The organism is Pseudoxanthomonas koreensis (genome assembly GCF_010093225.1).
Lineage (GTDB): Bacteria > Pseudomonadota > Gammaproteobacteria > Xanthomonadales > Xanthomonadaceae > Pseudoxanthomonas > Pseudoxanthomonas koreensis.
On sequence record NZ_PDWM01000024.1, the window covers coordinates 33,414 to 47,350 of the forward strand.

Sequence of the window (13,937 nt, forward strand, 5' to 3'; positions counted from 1 at the left end):
GGGTCTTTTTTATTTCCGCGTCCCGCTGCCCCTGTAGGAGCCCACTTCAGGGGGCGACCCGGAGGCGTCCGGACGCAGCTTCGTTCAACGCGGCCCGTCCCATAGCTCCGCGTTGAGAACCGCACCTTCAGGCGGGATCGGGTCGCCCCCTGAAGTGGGCTCCTACAGGGGGGCTGGACGGGTTGGCGTTGGCAACGACAGCTGGTGCGCGAGCGCTTCGGGCCGCGGCGCGGCGCTCCAGCGCAGCCAGCCCAGGCACGGTGCCTGCAGTCGCGTGCGCAGCAACTCGACGTTTTCCTCGCGGCAGGCCATCGCCGGATCGACTTCGCTGGCGATCCAGCCCACCAGTGCGCAGCCGTCGGCGCGGATCGCCGCCGCAGCCAGGCGCGCGTGGTTGAGGCAGCCCAGCCGCATCCCCACCACCAGCACCACCGGCAACCGCAGCGCACGTACCAGGTCGGCCTGGTCCAGCGTGGCCGACAGCGGCGCGGCCCAGCCGCCGACACCCTCCATCACCACCACGTCGGCCTGAGCGCGCAGGCGTGCGAACGCATCCAGCAGCGGCGGCAGCGACACGTCCACGCCGGCCGCGCGCGCGGCCAGTTCCGGCGCCAGCGGCGCGGGCAGCGCGAACGGATTGAGGTCTTCATACACCGGTGCCGGATCGCTGGCCGCCTGCAGCGCCAGCGCGTCGGCGTTGCGCAAGCCTGCCACGGTGGATTCGCAGCCACTGGCCACCGGCTTCATCCCGACCGCGCGCAGGCCGCGCCCGCGCAGCGCGTGCAGCAGCGCGGTACTGGCCACGGTCTTGCCGGCGCCGGTGTCGGTGCCGGTGACATAGAGGCGGTCGAAGGGAAAGCTGTCCATCGGGTTTCCGGCAGGGCGACCGGCGGCATCATAGAACGGCGCATCGCCGCGGCCTGCGGCACCAGGCCTGAACCCTCGCGCCGCGACGCGCTACCATGCGGCCATGTCCTTTACCGCCATTCCCCTGTCCGGCAGCAAGCCGGAGCAGTACGCGCAACTGCTGGCCCAGGCCCGCGGCCTGCTGCACGGCGAGCGCGATCGCATCGCCAATGCCGCCAACCTGTCGGCGCTGGTCTATCACGCGCTGCCGGCATTGAACTGGGTCGGTTTCTATTTCTTCGACGGCACCGAACTGGTGGTCGGGCCGTTCCAGGGCCTGCCGGCCTGCGTGCGCATCCCGCTGGACAAGGGCGTGTGCGGCGCGGCCGCCTCGACCCGCCGGACCCAGCGCGTGGCCGACGTGCACGCTTTCCCCGGCCACATCGCCTGCGATTCGGCCTCGCGCTCGGAGCTGGTGGTGCCGCTGGTGCTGGACGGCGCACTGGTCGGCGTGTTCGACCTCGACAGCCCGGAGCCTGAGCGCTTCGATGCCGACGACCAGCGCGGCCTGGAAGCGATCGCCGCGGCCTTCCTGGAGTCGCTGCGGTGAGCACGGCGGAGCTGCGCAACATCGGACCGAAGAGCGCGGCGTGGCTGCGCCAGGTCGGCCTGCGCAGCGCGGCGGACCTGGTCGCGGCCGGTTCGGTGCAGGCTTTCCTCAAGGTCAAGCGCGCCGGCTTCAAGCCCAGCCTCAACCTGCTCTACGCGCTGGAAGGCGCGCTGCTGGACTGCCACTGGCACGACGTGCCGGATGAGCGCCGCCGCCAACTGCTGGCCGAACTGGAAACCGCGAGCGCGGCGCTGCCGCCGCCGCGCGGCCGCCCGGTGGGTGGCCCGGTGACCACCGCGTTCTACGGCGCCGATGGCGAAGTGCAGGCTGACGGCGGCAGCGGCTCCGGAATGGACGACACGGGAACGGACGACGCCGGACCTGGCAGCGCCGGCAACGACGACAGCGGCGGCAACCGCTTCACCTGAGCGGCACGTCCGTCCTGCGGCTTCCGCAGGCGCATCCTTCGCGGCGACCACGCGGTTCCGCCGCGACGCCGCGCCTTCGCTTACAATCCCGGCCCTGCAAGGTGACCCGGCCGGCTTTCGCCATCCGGGTTGAAACGGGAAGCCGGTGCGTCCGCAGGGACAAGGCCGGCGCTGCCCCCGCAACGGTAAGCGACCGCAATGCCGCGACATCCGCCACTGTGCCCCGCACGGGAAGGCGTCGCCGCAGGATCCCGCGCCCATCCGGGGCAAGGCTCCCGATCGCAAGCCCGGAGACCGGCCCTGCGGATCCGAGGTTGCGATGCGGAGGGCGTCGCGGCGTGCCGGCGCCGCGTCGCGTCCGTCCGCTCCCCGCCTTCCCTTCGTGACTCCCCGAACTGGCGCCGGGTGCGGCGCCACGCACGCATGGAGTTGCACGATGACGTTCCGCCCGCTCACCGCCGCCGTCGCCCTGGCGCTGGCACTGCCTTCCACCGCCTTCGCCACCGCCCCCGCCGATGGCGCCACCGACCTCGATGAAATCCTGGTCACCGCGACACGCACGCAGATCGACCTGCGCGACAGCCTGTCGCCAGCGCAGGTGATCGGCCGCGCCGAGATCGAGCGCAGCCAGGCCACTTCCTTGCAGCAGCTGCTCGCCGGCCGCGCCGGCATCAACCTCACCAACACCGGCGGGCTGGGCAAGCAGACTTCGCTGTTCCTGCGCGGCGCCGGCTCCAACCAGTTGCTGGTGCTGATCGATGGCGTGCGCATTGGCTCGGCCACCGCCGGCCTGCCGGCGTTGCAGGACCTGCCGGTCGAGCAGATCGAACGGATCGAGATCGTGCGCGGCCCGCATTCGAGCCTGTACGGCGCCGACGCGATCGGCGGCGTGATCCAGATCTTCACCCGCCGCGACAAGGGCGGCCTGCAGCCGCGGGCGATGGCCGGGGTCGGCAGCGACAACCTGCGCGAGGCCAGCGCGGGACTTGGCATGGGCGGTGAGCGCGGCTGGTTCGGCGCCGACTTCGCCTTCCTGCGCACCGACGGCATCAACGCCTGCGACGGCACCGCCGCCGGCTGGGGCGCGGGCTGCTACGCCGACGAGCCGGACCGCGACGGCTATCGCAACCGTTCGGCCAGCGTGCGCGGTGGTGGCAAGCCCGGCGAGGCATGGACGCTGGAAGGCAGCGCGCTGCGCGCCGAGGGCTACAACCACTACGACGGCAGCTGGGCCAACTATTCGGAGACCGTGCAGCAGGTGCTCTCGGGCAAGGTGCGCTTCGTGCCGTCGACGACCATGGCCCTGCAGGCCACGGTCGGCCGCAGCTACGACGAGACCGACGACTACGCCCCGACCGGCTTCGTCGGCGGGCTGGAAACCCGCCGCGACCAGGCTGCGCTGCAGGGCGACTTCGTCCTGCGCGAAGGGCAGACACTGACCGCCGGCCTGGACTGGCTGGGCGACCGCATCACCGGCGACACCGCCTACGACGTCGACAGCCGCGACAACACCGGTGTGTTCGCCGAGTACCAGGGTCGCTTCGGCGCGCAGCAGCTGCAGGCCGGCCTGCGCGGCGACGACAACGAGCAGTTCGGCAGCCATGCCACCGGCAACCTCGGCTGGGGCTGGCACTTCGATGGCGGCGTGCTGCTGTCGGCGCGCTACTCGACCGGTTTCCGCGCGCCGAGCTTCAACGACCTGTACTACCCCTACTACGGCAATCCCGACCTGCGGCCGGAGGAGTCGGAGAACCTCAACCTCGGCCTGTCAGGCGGCGGCGAGGGCTGGCGCTGGACCGCGGACGTGTTCGAGAACCGGGTCGACGACCTGATCAGCTTCGACTCGGCCACCTTCCTGCCCGGCAACATCGACACCGCGCGCCTGCGTGGCGGCGAGCTGACCGTGGCCACCGCGTTCGCCGGCTGGGACCTGTCCGCGCAGTACAGCCACGTCGACCCGCGCAACCGCTCCGCGGGCGCCAACCACGGCAAGCTGCTGCCGCGGCGCGCGCGCGATACCGGCCGCATCGACCTGGACCGCCGCTTCGATGCGTTCGCGTTCGGCGCCAGCGTCAACGCCGCCGGCAGCCGCTACGACGATGCCGCCAACCTCGTGCGCGTGGCCGGCCATGCGACCGTGGACCTGCGCTTCGAGTACGCGCTGCATGCCGACTGGACCCTGCAGGCACGCGTCACCAACCTGTTCGACCGCGATTACCAGCTGGTGGACTGGTACAACCAGCCCGGCCGCGGCTACGGCCTCAACCTGCTCTGGCAACCGCAGCGCTGAGCACGCCATCGTGATGGCGACGGGTGGCGAGCCCGCCCCGTCGTCCCGGCTTCGACCGGGACGACGGGGCGGCTGCTTTCGCCGCGATCAACGGTTCATGCGGAAATTGGCATAAACTGCGCCCCTCGCGTCCGCGTCCCCACCGCGGCCCCCGCCCGGAAAGCGCCGCCATCGACGTCACCCTGTCACCGAACGAACTGCTGCGGCTGTTCGACCTGCTGCCCGACGTGGTGTTCTTCATCAAGGACACCGAGTGCCGCTACACCCACGTCAACCAGACCCTGACCCAGCGGCTCAACATCAAGCGCCGCGAGGACATCCTCGGCAAGAGCGTGCTGGAGCTGTACCCGCCCACGCTGGCGGCGCGCTACATCCTCCAGGACCGGCGCGTGCTGCGCGGCGAGGTGATCGAGAACGTGCTGGAAGTGCAGCTGTACCCGAATCGGACCACCGGCTGGTGCCTGACCCTGAAGCAGCCGGTGATCGATGACGACGGGAAGATCGTCGGCCTGATCGGCATCTCCCGCGACCTGGGCCAGCCCGACAGCCGGCATTCCTCGTTCGAACGGCTGCGCGAGACGGTGGCCTACATGCAGGACCACTTCCACGAGCCGCTGCGGGTGCAGCTGCTGGCGCAGAAGTCGGGGGTTTCGGTGGCGCAGCTGGAGCGGCTGTTCAAGCGCGTGTTCCAGCTCACCCCGCAGCAGCTGCTGACCAAGCTGCGGATCGATGCGGCCATGCGCCTGCTGCAGACCGATGCCAGCATCGCCTACATCGGCCAGGCTTGCGGCTTCTCCGACCAGAGCGCGTTCGCGCGCCAGTTCAAGGCCACCGTCGGCATGGCGCCGCGCGACTACCGGGCGATGGGCCGGCGCTGAGCGCGTCCGCCTGCGCGGCACGTTGCGGTCAGCCCGCGGGCGGTTCGAACAGTTCGCCTTGCGCCAGCGCCGCCTCTTCTCCTTCGCGGAAACCGGCCAGGCCAACGCCGACCAGGCGATAGCGCGTGTCCGCCGGCAACGCCACGCGCTCGCGCAGCGACGAGGCGATGGCGGCCAGTTCCGCCGCCGATGCCGGCGGGCGATCGAGGGTGAGGCTGCGGGTCAGGATCCGGAATTGGCCGGTCTTGAGCTTGAGCACCACCGTATGCCCCGCGCGGCCGGCGCGGCGCGCGGCGTCCCAGGTCTTTTCCGCCAGCTGCCGGATCGCCGGTTCCAGCGCATCCAGCGGCAGGTCCTCACTGAACGTGTCTTCCGACGACACCGAGCGCACCGGCTGGTCCGGTTCGACCGGGCGCTCGTCGATGCCGCGAGCGCGCCGGTACAGGGCGGCGCCGAAGCTGCCGAACCGCTGCCGCAGTTCCTCCAGCGGCCAGCCGCGCAGCTCGCCCACGGTGGCGATGCCCAGAGCTGCCAGCCTGCCTTCCATCACCCTGCCCACGCCGGGGATGCGGCCGACCGGCAGCGGGGTGAGGAAGGCCTCGACCTGGCGCGGGCGCAGCACGAACAGGCCATCGGGCTTGTTCCAGTCCGAGGCGATCTTGGCCAGGAACTTGTTCGGCGCGACCCCGGCCGAGGCGGTGAGCGAGGTCTCTTCGCGGATCCGGGCCCGGATCGCCTCGGCCACCGCGGTGGCGCTGGGCAGGCCGGACTTCGGCGCAGTCACGTCCAGGTAGGCCTCGTCCAGCGACAGCGGCTCGACCAGGTCGGTATGGGCGAGCATGATCGCCCGGATCTGGCGCGAGGCCGCCTTGTAACGCACGAAGTCCGGCGGCACGAACACCGCGTCCGGGCACAGGCGCTCGGCGCGCAGCGCCGGCATCGCCGAGCGCACCCCGAACCGGCGCGCCTCGTAGGAGGCCGCGCACACCACCGAACGCGCGCCGCGCCAGGCCACCACCACCGGCCGGCCGCGCAGGGACGGGTCGTCGCGCTGCTCCACCGACGCATAGAACGCGTCCATGTCGACGTGGATGATCTTGCGTTGCGGTGGCGCGGCCTGCGGGTCCATGGTGGCGCCCATTCTGCGCGGTACGCCGTGGCGGTGCCCGGGAGGGTGGGCCCGGCCAGGGCCCGCCGCGGCCGCCGCGGCGCGTGGTGCGCGGGCTGGCGGGGCGCCAGCACACGCCCGCGTATGTCCAAGCATTTGATTGAAACGGGGTGCGTCGGGCACGATTTACCGCTTTTCCCCTCCGGACCCGACATGACCCGCGCCTCCTCGTTCACCCGCGAACAGCTGCTCGCCAGCGGCCGCGGTGAACTGTTCGCCTCCGGCGATGCCCGCCTGCCCGCCGACCCGATGCTGATGTTCGACCGCATCGTCGAGATCAACGACGACGGCGGCGCGCACGGCAAGGGCTTCATCCGCGCCGAACTCGACATCCGCCCGGACCTGTGGTTCTTCCAGTGCCACTTCATCGGCGACCCGGTGATGCCCGGCTGCCTGGGCCTGGACGCGATGTGGCAGCTGGTCGGCTTCTACCTGACCTGGCTGGGCGCGCCCGGCCGCGGCCGCGCGCTGGGCTGCGGCGAGGTCAAGTTCACCGGCCAGGTGCTGCCGAACGCGAAGCTGGTCACCTACGAAATCGACATCAGCCGGGTGATCAACCGCAAGCTGGTGATGGCCCAGGGCGACGCGCGCATGCTGGTCGACGGCCGCGAGATCTATACCGCCAAGGACCTGCGCGTGGGCCTGTTCACTTCCACCGAGGATTTCTGAGATGGGCCGCCGCATCGCCATCACCGGCATGGGCATCGCCTCGTGCCTGGGCAACGACCTGGATACCGTATCGGCCGCGCTGCGCGCCGGGCGCTCCGGGATCCGCTTCCTGCCCGACCACGCCGAACACGGCCTGCGCAGCCAGGTCGGCGGCGCGGTGGAGCTGGACATGGAAGCGGCGATCGACCGCAAGCTGCGGCGCTTCATGAGCGACGCGGCCGCCTACAGCTACGTGTCGATGCGCGACGCGATCGCCGACGCCGGACTGGACGAGGCGCAGGTGAGCCATCCGCGCACCGGCCTGATCGCCGGTTCCGGCGGCGGTTCCAGCCACTGGCAGGTGGAAGCGGCCGACCTGCTGCGCGAGCGCGGCGTGCGCAAGGTCGGTCCGTACATGGTGCCGAAGACCATGTGCTCGACGGTGTCGGCCAACCTGGCCACGGCGTTCAGCATCAAGGGCCTGTCGTATTCGATCGGCGCGGCCTGCGCGACTTCGGCGCACTGCATCGGTGCCGCGGCCGACCTGATCCGCCACGGCGCGCAGGACATCGTCTTCGCCGGCGGCGGCGAGGACCTGGACTGGACCATGAGCGTGATGTTCGACGCGATGGGCGCGCTGTCGTCCTCGTTCAACGACACGCCGGAAAAGGCCTCGCGTCCGTACGACGCCGACCGCGACGGCTTCGTCATCGCCGGCGGCGGCGGCATGCTGGTGCTGGAGGACTGGGACCACGCGGTGGCGCGCGGCGCCCGCATCCATGCCGAGCTGGTCGGCTACGGCGTGACCTCCGACGGCGCCGACATGGTCGCGCCGTCGGGCGAAGGCGCGGTGCGCTGCATGCGCATGGCGCTGGAAGGGCTGGACGGGCGCAAGGTCGACTACCTCAACACCCACGGCACCTCGACCCCGCTGGGCGACGTGACCGAACTGCAGGCGGTGCGCGAGGTGTTCGGCGAAAGCGTGCCGCCGATCTCCTCGACCAAGGCGCTGTCCGGCCACTCGCTCGGCGCGGCCAGCGTGCACGAGGCGATCTACTGCCTGCTGATGATGCGCGACGGCTTCATCGCCGGCTCGGCCAACATCGAAAAGCTGGACGAACGCGCCGAAGGCTTCCCGATCGTGCGCGAAAGCCGCGACGCGAAGCTGGACCTGGTGGCGTCGAACAGCTTCGGCTTCGGCGGCACCAACGCGACGCTGGTGTTCGCGCGGGCGTGAGTCCCGGGCGCCGCGAATTCTGCGGCGCATCTTCCGCGGCACCCCTGCAGGAGCTCAGGCCGCCATGCCGCTGTGGCGCAGCAGCGCGTCGATACTCGGCGCGCGACCACGGAAAGCGGTGAAGTTCTCCAGCGCGCTGCGGCTGCCGCCGCGGGACAGCACTTCGGCCAGGAAGCGCGCGCCGGTCTCGGCAAGCCGCTCCGGCGCCTCTTCGAATGCGGCGTAGGCATCGGCGCTGAGCACCTCGGCCCACTTGTAGCTGTAGTAGCCGGCCGCGTAGCCGCCGGCGAAGATGTGGCTGAACTGGTGCGGGAAGCGGTGCCAGGCCGGGGCACGGTTGACCGCGACCTCGTCGCGCACCCGCTCCAGCAGCTGCATGACGCTGTCCTGCTGCGGGTCGAAGCGGCTGTGCAGCTCCATGTCGAACAGCGCAAACTCGAGCTGGCGCACGGTGAACATGCCGCTCTGGAAGTTCTTCGCCGCCAGCATCCTGTCGAACAGCGTGCGCGGCAGCGGTTCGCCGCTATCCACGTGCGCGGTCATCGCCTGCACGCGCTCCCATTCCCAGCAGAAGTTCTCCATGAACTGGCTCGGCAGCTCCACCGCGTCCCACTCCACGCCGTTGATGCCGGCCACCGGCAGTTCGCCGACCGCGGTCAGCAGCTGGTGCAGGCCGTGGCCCATTTCGTGGAACAGGGTGGTGACTTCGTCGTGGCTGAAGGTGGCCGGCTTGCCGCCGACCCCCTTGCCGAAGTTGCACACCAGGTAGACGATCGGCGTCTGCGAGGCGGTCGTGCCGACGCGCCGGTTGCGGCAGTCGTCCATCCAGGCGCCGCCGCGCTTGCCCTCGCGGGCGTACAGGTCCAGGTAGAACTGGCCGAGCAGGCGGCCTTCGCGGTCTTCCACGCGGAAGAAGCGCACGTCCGGGTGCCAGGCCGGCGCGCTGTCCGGCTTCACCTTCACGCCGTACAGCGACTCGATCACGCCGAACAGCCCGGCCAGTACCCCGGGCTCGGTGAAGTAACGCTTCACCTCCTGCCCGGAATAGCTGTAGCGGGCCTGCTTGAGTTTCTCGCTGGCGTAACCCAGGTCCCAGGGCTGCAGTCCGTCCAGGCCCAGCTCGTCGCGGGCGAAGGCTTCCAGCTCAGCGCGATCGCGGCGCGCAAACGGCAGCGCGCGGCCGGCCAGGTCGCGCAGGAACGCCAGCACTTCATCCGGCGACTGCGCCATCTTGGTCGCCAGCGAGTAGCCGGCGTAGCTGTCGAAGCCGAGCAGTGCGGCCAGCTCGGCACGCAGCTCCAGGATGCGGTCGATGTTGCCGCTGTTGTCCAGTTCGGGCGGGCCACTTTCGGAAGCACGCAGGCCGTTGGCGCGGTACAGCGCCTCGCGCAGTGCGCGGTCGTCGGCGTAGGCCTGCACCGGCAGGTAGCTGGGCATCTGCAGGGTCAGTTTCCAGCCCCGGCTCTTGCCAGGCACGTCCCCGTCCTTTTCCGCCGCGGCGCGCGCGGCGGCGACCACCTCGGCCGGCAGGCCGGACAGGCGCGCTTCGTCGTCCACGTACAGGGCGAAGGCGTCGGTGGCATCGAGCACGTTCTGCGAGAACTTCGCCGACAATGCCGCAAGCTCCTCCTGCACCGCGGAGAAGCGGGCCTTGGCGTCGTCGGCAAGCTCGGCACCGCCGAGGCGGAAATCGCGCAGCGCGTTCTCCACCACCTTGCGCCGCGTGGCGTCGTAGCCGGCGTACTCCGGCGATGCGGCCAGTGCCTTGTACTGCGCGAACAGCGCCAGGTTCTGGCCCAGTGCGCTGCCGAAGCGGGTCACCTTGGGCAGGTTGGCGTTGTAGGCCTCGCGCAGTTCGGGGGTGTTGACCACCGCCTGCAGGTGGCCGACCTGGCCCCAGGCGCGCCACAGGCGTTCGGTGGCGTCTTCCAGCGGGGTGACGAAGGTGTCCCAGGTCGGCGGTGCCACGGTTTCGGCCGTCTTCACCGCCGCTTCGGCCTGTGCCAGCAACGCGTCGATCGCGGGGCCGATGTGGTCGGGCCGGATTTCGTCGAAACGGGGCAGGCCGGTGAAGTCGAGCAGCGGGTTGTCGTGCATGGGGAGGTTGGGATGATCGGGAGTCCAAGGATAGATGCCGCCAGTGGAGTCGGAAATCAAGGCGTTTCTCCCGGCTGCGGGGGCGTCTGGAAGGCTGGAAGGCAAGAGCGCTGTCTCCGGTGGGGGCCGCCGCACCTTGGGTATATGGCCCACCCTTCGGGACGACATCCTGTCTTTACGAAGGGCCGTGGCACATCCATGTGCCACTTGGGCCATATACCCAAGGTACGGCGTCCTACGCGATCTCTTGGGGCGTGGCTTCTATTGGCCTGCCGAAGCCACGCCATCAACGTCGCGACAGGACGTCGTTCTGTCGCATTGGGGGTCGAGCGGCACAGGGATGTGCCGCGCTCGCGAACTGGGCAGGGACGCCGAGTGAGCGACGACCCCCAGTGCGGCAGAACGGCGGCCCCCACCGGAGCTGAAGCAACTGGGTGCTTCTGACCTGATTTTTGGAGCCCGACCACAGCGAGAAGAGCCGGAATCAAGCGAGGCAGCGGGGCGAGCCCCGCTCTACAGGTTGCAGGTGGGGAGTTGCTGCAGGGGGGCGCCGGCGACGGCTTCGGCGATGGCGCGGTCGGCGCCTTCCACGTCGATGTCGTGCCGCGCGTACCACGCCGGGTCGTAGTAGCTGTGCGCGTAGCGCTCGCCGCTGTCGCACAGGATGCTCACGATCGAGCCCTCCTGCCCGGCCTCGTGCATCGCCTGCGCTGCGCGCAGCACACCGACGAAGTTGGTGCCGGTGGAGCCGCCCACGCGGCGACCCAGCACCGCACTGACATGGCGCATCGCCGCCAGGCTCAGCGCATCGGGCACCTTCACCATCGCGTCAACGCACGAGGCGATGAAGCTGCGCTCCACCCGCGGCCGGCCGATGCCTTCGATCCGCGAACCGCCCGGCAATGCGAGTGACGGATCGGCGCGGCCCTGGCATGCATCGCGGTAGTAGTCGAAGAACACCGAGGTTTCCGGGTCCGCGCACAGCACCCGGGTGTCGTGGCGGCGGTAGCGCACGTAGCGGCCCAGGGTCGCGCTGGTGCCGCCGGTGCCCGGGCCGCACACGATCCATGCCGGCACCGGGTGCGGCTCCTCGGCCATCTGCTTGAAGATCGACTCGGCGATGTTGTTGTTCGCGCGCCAGTCGGTGGCGCGCTCGGCGTAGGTGAACTGGTCCATGAAGTGGCCGCCGGTCTCGCGCGCCACCCGTTCGGATTCGTCGTTGAGCGAGCAGGCGCTCTCGACCAGGTGGCAGCGCCCGCCGTGGAATTCGATCGCCGCGATCTTCTCCGGCGAGGTCGAGCGCGGGATCACCGCCACGAACGGCAGGCCCAGCAGCCGCGCGAAGTACGCCTCCGACACCGCGGTCGAACCGCTGGAGGCCTCCACCACCGTGCTGCCTTCGCGCAACCAGCCGTTGGCCAGCGAATACAGGAACAGCGAGCGCGCCAGGCGGTGCTTGAGGCTGCCGGTCGGATGGCTGGATTCGTCCTTGAGGTACGCATCGATCCCCGCGTAGCCGGGCAGCGGCAGCGGGATCAGGTGGGTATCGGCGGAACGGTTGAAGTCCGCTTCGATCTTGTGGATGGCCGCGGCCACCCATTCGCGCTGGGACATGGACGTGCCGAGGGACGGGATGCGGTGATTCTAGACCGTGTCGCCGGCACCGGCCCGGCCCGGAAGTCCCGGACGGCGCAGGCGCCGGCGCACCGCTTATAGTGGCCGCCACGGACCGGGGACGAGGGATCGGGCATGGCCGGCAATGCACCATCGCGTACCACGCTCCGCCAGCACGGCCGCGATGCCGCCGGCCGGATCTTCCGGCGCCTGTCCGCCGCACCGGGCAATACCGGGCTGGTGCTCGGCGCGCTGTTCTTCGCCGCCTCGCTCACGCCCAGCCTGACCCCGCGCATCACCGTCGCCCAGGCCGTGCTGTCGGGCCTGTGCCTGGCCGCCGGCTATGGCGTGGGGGTGTTGCTGCGCTGGCTGTGGGGCTACCTGGAGCTGCCGGTGGCGAAGGACGGAGGCAGGCCGCGCCTGCGCCGGATCGTGTCCGTCGCCTGTGCGGCCATCGCCGCCCTCGCCCTGTGGCGCAGCCAGCACTGGGAAAACATCGTCCGCGAACTGATGCACCTGGACCCCGCCGGTCCGTCGCGGATCGTCGGCGTGGCGCTGGGCGCGGCGGTCGTCGCGCTGCTGGCCGTGATCCTGGGCCGCGGCGCGCTGCTGGGCGTGGAGGCGATGATGCGCCTGGTCGCGCGCAAGGTGCCGCGGCGGATCGCGAACGTGGTCGGCGCCATCGCCGGCGTGCTGCTGCTGGTCGGCCTGGTCAACGGCGTGATCGTCAGTTCGATCCTGGACATGCTCGATGCCTCCTACCGCCAGGCCGACGCGCTGATCCCGCCGGACATGCCGCCGCCGAGCGCGTGGGACAGCCCCGGCAGCGCGCAGTCGCTGGTGGCCTGGGACCAGCTCGGACGGATGGGCCGGCGCTACGTCGAAGCGCGGCCCACGGCCGAAGAACTGGCGGCCTTCGCCGGACCGGCGACCAGGGCGCCGCTGCGCGTGTACGCCGGCCTGCCCACCGGCGACACGCCGGAGCAGCGGGCGAAGCTGGCGCTGGAAGAACTCAAGCGCGTCGGCGGTTTCGAGCGCAAGGCCTTGATCGTCATCACCCCGACCGGCACCGGCTGGGTCGATCCTTCCGGCATCGACGGCATCGAGTACCTGTACCGCGGCGACGTCGCCAGCATCGCCGTGCAGTACTCGTACCTGTCCAGCCCGCTGACCCTGTTCCTGGACCCGGAAACCGGCAGCGTCACCGCGCGCGCGCTGTTCCGCGAGGTCTACGGCCACTGGCGCACCCTGCCCGCCGCGACCCGGCCGAAGCTGTACCTGCACGGGCTGAGCCTGGGCGCGCTCAATTCCGAGCGCTCGTTCGAGATGTACGAACTGCTGGGCGATCCGTTCGACGGCGCGGTGTGGAGCGGGCCGCCTTTCGCCGCCAGCAAGTGGGCCGGCCTGACCCGCTCGCGCAATCCCGGCACGCCGGTGTGGCTGCCGCAGTTCCGCGACGGCTCGTTCGCGCGTTTCAGGAACCAGCACGGCAGCTCCACCCCGGCCGGCACGCCGTGGGGTCCGATGCGCGTGGTCTACCTGCAGTACGGCAGCGACGCGGTGACTTTCTTCGACCGCCACGGCTTCTTCCGCCAGCCCGGGCTGCTGCAGGCGCCGCGCCCGCCGGACGTCTCGCCGGCGATGCGCTGGTACCCGCTGGTCACCAACCTGCAGATGGCCATGGACACCTCGCTGTCGATGAGCGCGCCGATGGGCTTCGGCCACGTCTATGCGCCCTCGCACTACATCGATGCATGGCTGGAGGCGACCGGCATCGACGACTGGCCGGCGGAGGAGGTGGAACGCCTCAAGCGCTTCCTGGACGAGCGCCGCCGCGCGGAGCTGGCGAAGGACAGCGACGAGACGGTGGACGGGTGAGGCGGAGCGGCGCCCCCCGCTCCCTGTAGGAGCCCACTTCAGGGGGCGACCCGACGTGGCCCGATCGCAGCCACGTCCAGCGCGGCGGGTCGGACATTACGCGTTGAGCGCGGCCTGTTCTGGCGCCACCGGGTCGCCCCCTGAAGTGGGCTCCTACAGGGGTGGCGTCGGGGGGGGCCGGGCCTGCATCTGGGGGCTGATTGATCCAGGTCAGGGGATGGCGTCGCGGCCCGGCCTAGGCTG

The 13,937-nt window shown here is 70.7% G+C and carries 11 protein-coding genes and 1 riboswitch; of the genes, 7 read left to right on the forward strand and 4 right to left on the reverse strand.

Features of this window, described 5'->3' with window-relative positions; all coding sequences use genetic code 11:
• Positions 1–162: 162 nt before the first annotated feature.
• On the reverse strand, positions 163–867 hold the full coding sequence (gene bioD / locus CSC64_RS08850; protein WP_162434956.1) for a dethiobiotin synthase: 705 nt from the start codon (positions 865–867) through the stop codon (positions 163–165).
• A gap of 103 nt (positions 868–970) precedes the next feature.
• Between bioD and CSC64_RS08855 the strand changes: the two genes are divergently transcribed.
• The 4 genes from CSC64_RS08855 to CSC64_RS08870 all read left to right on the forward strand — a co-directional run bounded on the left by CSC64_RS08855 (position 971) and on the right by CSC64_RS08870 (position 5,052).
• Positions 971–1,456 carry a GAF domain-containing protein gene (locus CSC64_RS08855; RefSeq protein WP_162434957.1) on the forward strand — a complete coding sequence of 162 codons (486 nt, stop codon included), beginning with the start codon at positions 971–973 and terminating at the stop codon, positions 1,454–1,456.
• Positions 1,453–1,884, forward strand: a complete 432-nt coding sequence (locus CSC64_RS08860; RefSeq protein ID WP_162434958.1) for a TfoX/Sxy family protein — start codon at positions 1,453–1,455, stop codon at positions 1,882–1,884. Before CSC64_RS08855 ends, CSC64_RS08860 begins: the two co-directional genes overlap by 4 nt.
• A gap of 82 nt (positions 1,885–1,966) precedes the next feature.
• A riboswitch (cobalamin riboswitch) is annotated at positions 1,967–2,201 on the forward strand.
• Positions 2,202–2,320: 119 nt separating this feature from the next.
• Positions 2,321–4,174 carry a TonB-dependent vitamin B12 receptor gene (gene btuB, locus CSC64_RS08865; RefSeq protein WP_162434959.1) on the forward strand — a complete coding sequence of 618 codons (1,854 nt, stop codon included), beginning with the start codon at positions 2,321–2,323 and terminating at the stop codon, positions 4,172–4,174.
• Positions 4,175–4,344: 170 nt separating this feature from the next.
• Positions 4,345–5,052 carry an AraC family transcriptional regulator gene (locus tag CSC64_RS08870; RefSeq protein ID WP_162434968.1) on the forward strand — a complete coding sequence of 236 codons (708 nt, stop codon included), beginning with the start codon at positions 4,345–4,347 and terminating at the stop codon, positions 5,050–5,052.
• A 28-nt stretch (positions 5,053–5,080) separates the two neighbouring features.
• Here CSC64_RS08870 and dinB read toward each other — a convergent pair whose 3' ends face one another.
• On the reverse strand, positions 5,081–6,193 hold the full coding sequence (gene dinB, locus CSC64_RS08875) for a DNA polymerase IV (protein WP_238389887.1): 1,113 nt from the start codon (positions 6,191–6,193) through the stop codon (positions 5,081–5,083).
• A 180-nt stretch (positions 6,194–6,373) separates the two neighbouring features.
• On the opposite strand from dinB, the gene fabA reads away from it, so the two are divergent.
• Positions 6,374–6,889: a 3-hydroxyacyl-[acyl-carrier-protein] dehydratase FabA gene (gene fabA, locus CSC64_RS08880; RefSeq protein ID WP_162434960.1), complete on the forward strand. Its 516-nt coding sequence runs from the start codon at positions 6,374–6,376 to the stop codon at positions 6,887–6,889.
• Between the two features lies 1 nt (position 6,890).
• On the forward strand, positions 6,891–8,105 hold the full coding sequence (gene fabB / locus CSC64_RS08885; protein WP_162434961.1) for a beta-ketoacyl-ACP synthase I: 1,215 nt from the start codon (positions 6,891–6,893) through the stop codon (positions 8,103–8,105).
• A gap of 54 nt (positions 8,106–8,159) precedes the next feature.
• Here the strand turns inward: fabB and CSC64_RS08890 are convergent, their stop codons facing one another.
• Positions 8,160–10,202: a M3 family metallopeptidase gene (locus CSC64_RS08890; protein WP_162434962.1), complete on the reverse strand. Its 2,043-nt coding sequence runs from the start codon at positions 10,200–10,202 to the stop codon at positions 8,160–8,162.
• A gap of 513 nt (positions 10,203–10,715) precedes the next feature.
• Positions 10,716–11,816, reverse strand: a complete 1,101-nt coding sequence (locus CSC64_RS08895; RefSeq protein WP_162434963.1) for a PLP-dependent cysteine synthase family protein — start codon at positions 11,814–11,816, stop codon at positions 10,716–10,718.
• 135 nt (positions 11,817–11,951) lie between these two features.
• Between CSC64_RS08895 and CSC64_RS08900 the strand changes: the two genes are divergently transcribed.
• A complete protein-coding gene (locus CSC64_RS08900) occupies positions 11,952–13,694 on the forward strand; it encodes an alpha/beta hydrolase (RefSeq protein ID WP_162434964.1) in 1,743 nt (580 codons plus the stop codon).
• Positions 13,695–13,937: the final 243 nt, after the last annotated feature.

Excerpts from the sequence above, each read along its gene's own strand:
- CSC64_RS08855 (WP_162434957.1), top strand. The coding sequence starts at position 971 with ATGTCCTTTACCGCCATTCCCCTGTCCGGCAGCAAGCCGGAGCAGTAC.
- btuB (WP_162434959.1), top strand. The coding sequence starts at position 2,321 with ATGACGTTCCGCCCGCTCACCGCCGCCGTCGCCCTGGCGCTGGCACTG.
- CSC64_RS08900 (WP_162434964.1), top strand. The coding sequence starts at position 11,952 with ATGGCCGGCAATGCACCATCGCGTACCACGCTCCGCCAGCACGGCCGC.
- CSC64_RS08890 (WP_162434962.1), bottom strand. The coding sequence starts at position 10,202 with ATGCACGACAACCCGCTGCTCGACTTCACCGGCCTGCCCCGTTTCGAC.
- dinB (WP_238389887.1), bottom strand. The coding sequence starts at position 6,193 with ATGGGCGCCACCATGGACCCGCAGGCCGCGCCACCGCAACGCAAGATC.
- fabB (WP_162434961.1), top strand. The coding sequence starts at position 6,891 with ATGGGCCGCCGCATCGCCATCACCGGCATGGGCATCGCCTCGTGCCTG.
- bioD (WP_162434956.1), bottom strand. The coding sequence starts at position 867 with ATGGACAGCTTTCCCTTCGACCGCCTCTATGTCACCGGCACCGACACC.
- CSC64_RS08895 (WP_162434963.1), bottom strand. The coding sequence starts at position 11,816 with ATGTCCCAGCGCGAATGGGTGGCCGCGGCCATCCACAAGATCGAAGCG.
- fabA (WP_162434960.1), top strand. The coding sequence starts at position 6,374 with ATGACCCGCGCCTCCTCGTTCACCCGCGAACAGCTGCTCGCCAGCGGC.